Source organism: Microbacterium sp. zg.Y909 (genome assembly GCF_024626565.1).
The window spans coordinates 1-2349 of sequence record NZ_JANJFJ010000534.1 but is presented as its reverse complement, the minus strand read 5'-3'; the positions used below and the strand labels follow the sequence as shown (position 1 = coordinate 2349).

The window sequence follows — 2349 nt, the reverse complement described above, 5'->3', positions numbered from 1 at the left end:
AGCAGCCGTCCCTGCGGGGTGCGCACCGCCGGCCCCGTCGGCCCGCCGCCGCCCGCAGATCGTTCCCCGCAACCTGGCGGGCCCTGGACGAGCTCGCCGCGTCGGGAGCGCGGGTGTCGGTGCGCGTAGCCGATCTCGACAGCGGCGATGTGCTGCTCTCGGGCGACGACCACCGCACCCTGCCGATCGCCGGACTGGGGGTCGTGCCGCTGCTGGTCGAGACCGCCGCCGCGTTCGAGGACGGCCGACTCGACCCGCTCGAGATCGTCGACCGTCAGCAGCTCCCACCGGTGGCGGTGGCGGGGGTGTGGCAGCATCTGAAGGCTCCGGCGCTGCCGCTGGCCGACCTCGCCGTGCTCGCCGCGGCCACCGGCGACGCGCTCGCCGCGAACGCGCTCCTCGAGCGGGTCGGGCTGCCCGCGGTGCGGGCGCGGCTGGAGTCGCTGGGAATGGAGCACACCGCGCTCATGGACGGATTCCGCAACGAGCGCGGCCCCGACGACGCGCCTCAGGTGGCGCTCGGCACGGCGCGGGAGCTGGCAGGTCTCTTCGCGTCGCTCGTCAACGCGCAGGCCGTCTCGCCCGGGGTGAGCGCGCAGGTGTCGGAGTGGCTGAGCCTCAACGTGGATCTGACGCTCGTGGCATCCGCCACCGGATTGGACCCGTTCGCGCACGAGGACGACGCCCACGGGCTGCTGTTCGTGAACAAGACCGGTCGGGGCGACGGGATCCGGTCGGAGGCGGGCGTGCTCGCCGGTCCTCGCGCCGGCGTGGCGTACGCCCTGCTCGTCGCGTTCGACGACCTGTCGATCGCGCACCGGCTGCGCGCGCACGAGGCCTTCCGCACGTTGGGCGTCGAGCTGATGGAGTACGTGTACTGAGCCCCCGTCGACGAGGTTCCCCCGCGCCGGTGGCGCGGCAGGATGTCGGCATGGAGCATCCCCTGATGTTCGATCCCGACGATCCCCTGCTGGAGCGCCTGCGGGCGGTGTGCCTCGCCTACCCGGCTGCGCAGGAGCGGATCAGCCACGGCCGCCCGAACTTCTTCACGGTGCGGACGTTCTGCTACTTCGGCGGGGGCGAGCGCCGCGGCGCGGGGGACCATGTGCGTCACGACGCGGCGATCCTGGTGCGGCCCGATCCCGATGACGCGCCCGCGCTGCGCCAGGATCCCCGTTTCTTCGTGCCTGCGTACCTGGGTGCCTCGGGGTGGCTCGGGATCGACCTCGCCGATGCCGGCTGGGACGAGGTCAGCGAGCTCGTCGACGCCTCGTTCCGGGTGACGGCGCCCGCCCGCCTGGTTCGGCAGCTGGATTAGCGGGTCGCTACGGCGTCGATCGCCGCGATCGCCCGCGGCTGTGCGGTGATTCCGGCCTTGCGCTCCCGGGATTCCCGACGCTCCCGTTTTCGTATGTGAGTTCCCGATCACACGGCGCCGGCGCGGTGGCAGCGTCGTCGCTCCCGGTGCGGGAGCGAGCCCACGCAGGCCGGCTGCGGCCCGAGCTGCGTGAGCGGGAACTCACATACGGAAACGGGAGATCGTCCGCGGATCGGGGGGCGCAGAGGAAGCGAGCGCGAGGTCGCGACTGAGACACGGAGCTCTTCACGCTCGCAATCCGGTGTTGGGTGGGAGTGCCCGCCCGCTTCGCGGCGGCGACCCCGCCGCATGCGCCAGAATGCGGGGATGCCGCTCTTCGATCACCTCGGGGTCTCCGTCGACGACCTCGCCCGCGCCACCGCCGAGTTCGACCCCGTGCTGACGGCGCTGGGGCTCGCCCGTGAGGACGGCGACCACGGGGTGGCGTGGTACGCCGAGGGGGAGACCGAGTTCATCCTGCTTCCCGCGCGCGAGGAGGGGACCGGGCCGCACCGGCACGGCCGCGTCGGGTGGCAGCACCTCGCGTTCGCCGTCGACTCGCGCGCCGATGTCGACCGGATGCACCAGGTGGCGGTGGATGCCGGATGGTCGGTGGTGCGCGAGCCGAAGACGTACCCGCGCTTCAACGACCGGTACTACGCGTCGTTCGTGGAGAACGCCGATGGCATCCGCATCGAGTTCATGCACAACCCGCCGCAGCAGACGCCCCAGCCCTGACCGTCGCGCGCCGGCGTCGCGCGGCCGCGGTCAGAAGACGATCGTGTGGTTGCCGTGGCGGATCACGCGGTCCTGCGCGTGCCACAGCACCGCGCGCGAGAGCACCTGGCGTTCGACGTCCGCGCCACGGCGGGCGAGCTCGGCGGTCGTGTCGGCGTGGGTGACGCGGATCGTGTCCTGCTCGATGATCGGACCCTCGTCGAGGTCGGTCGTGACGTAGTGGCTCGTCGCGCCGATGAGCTTGACGCCGCGCT

4 protein-coding genes are annotated in these 2349 nt (G+C 72.6%); 3 read left to right on the top strand and 1 reads right to left on the bottom strand.

What is annotated here, in order from left to right:
• Positions 1-11: 11 nt before the first annotated feature.
• The 3 genes from NQ160_RS22470 to NQ160_RS22460 all read left to right on the top strand — a co-directional run bounded on the left by NQ160_RS22470 (position 12) and on the right by NQ160_RS22460 (position 2095).
• Positions 12-881, top strand: a complete 870-nt coding sequence (locus tag NQ160_RS22470) for a serine hydrolase (protein ID WP_374113704.1) — start codon at positions 12-14, stop codon at positions 879-881.
• A 50-nt stretch (positions 882-931) separates the two neighbouring features.
• A complete protein-coding gene (locus tag NQ160_RS22465; RefSeq protein WP_257517249.1) occupies positions 932-1318 on the top strand; it encodes an MmcQ/YjbR family DNA-binding protein in 387 nt (128 codons plus the stop codon).
• Positions 1319-1684: 366 nt separating this feature from the next.
• Positions 1685-2095 carry a VOC family protein gene (locus NQ160_RS22460; RefSeq protein WP_257517248.1) on the top strand — a complete coding sequence of 137 codons (411 nt, stop codon included), beginning with the start codon at positions 1685-1687 and terminating at the stop codon, positions 2093-2095.
• Between the two features lie 30 nt (positions 2096-2125).
• Here NQ160_RS22460 and NQ160_RS22455 read toward each other — a convergent pair.
• Positions 2126-2349: formyltransferase family protein (locus NQ160_RS22455; RefSeq protein ID WP_306854037.1), on the bottom strand; the 224-nt coding region annotated here is incomplete at its 5' end.

Coding starts and splice junctions, on each gene's coding strand:
- NQ160_RS22460 (WP_257517248.1), top strand. CDS start 1,685: ATGCCGCTCTTCGATCACCTCGGGGTCTCCGTCGACGACCTCGCCCGC.
- NQ160_RS22465 (WP_257517249.1), top strand. CDS start 932: ATGGAGCATCCCCTGATGTTCGATCCCGACGATCCCCTGCTGGAGCGC.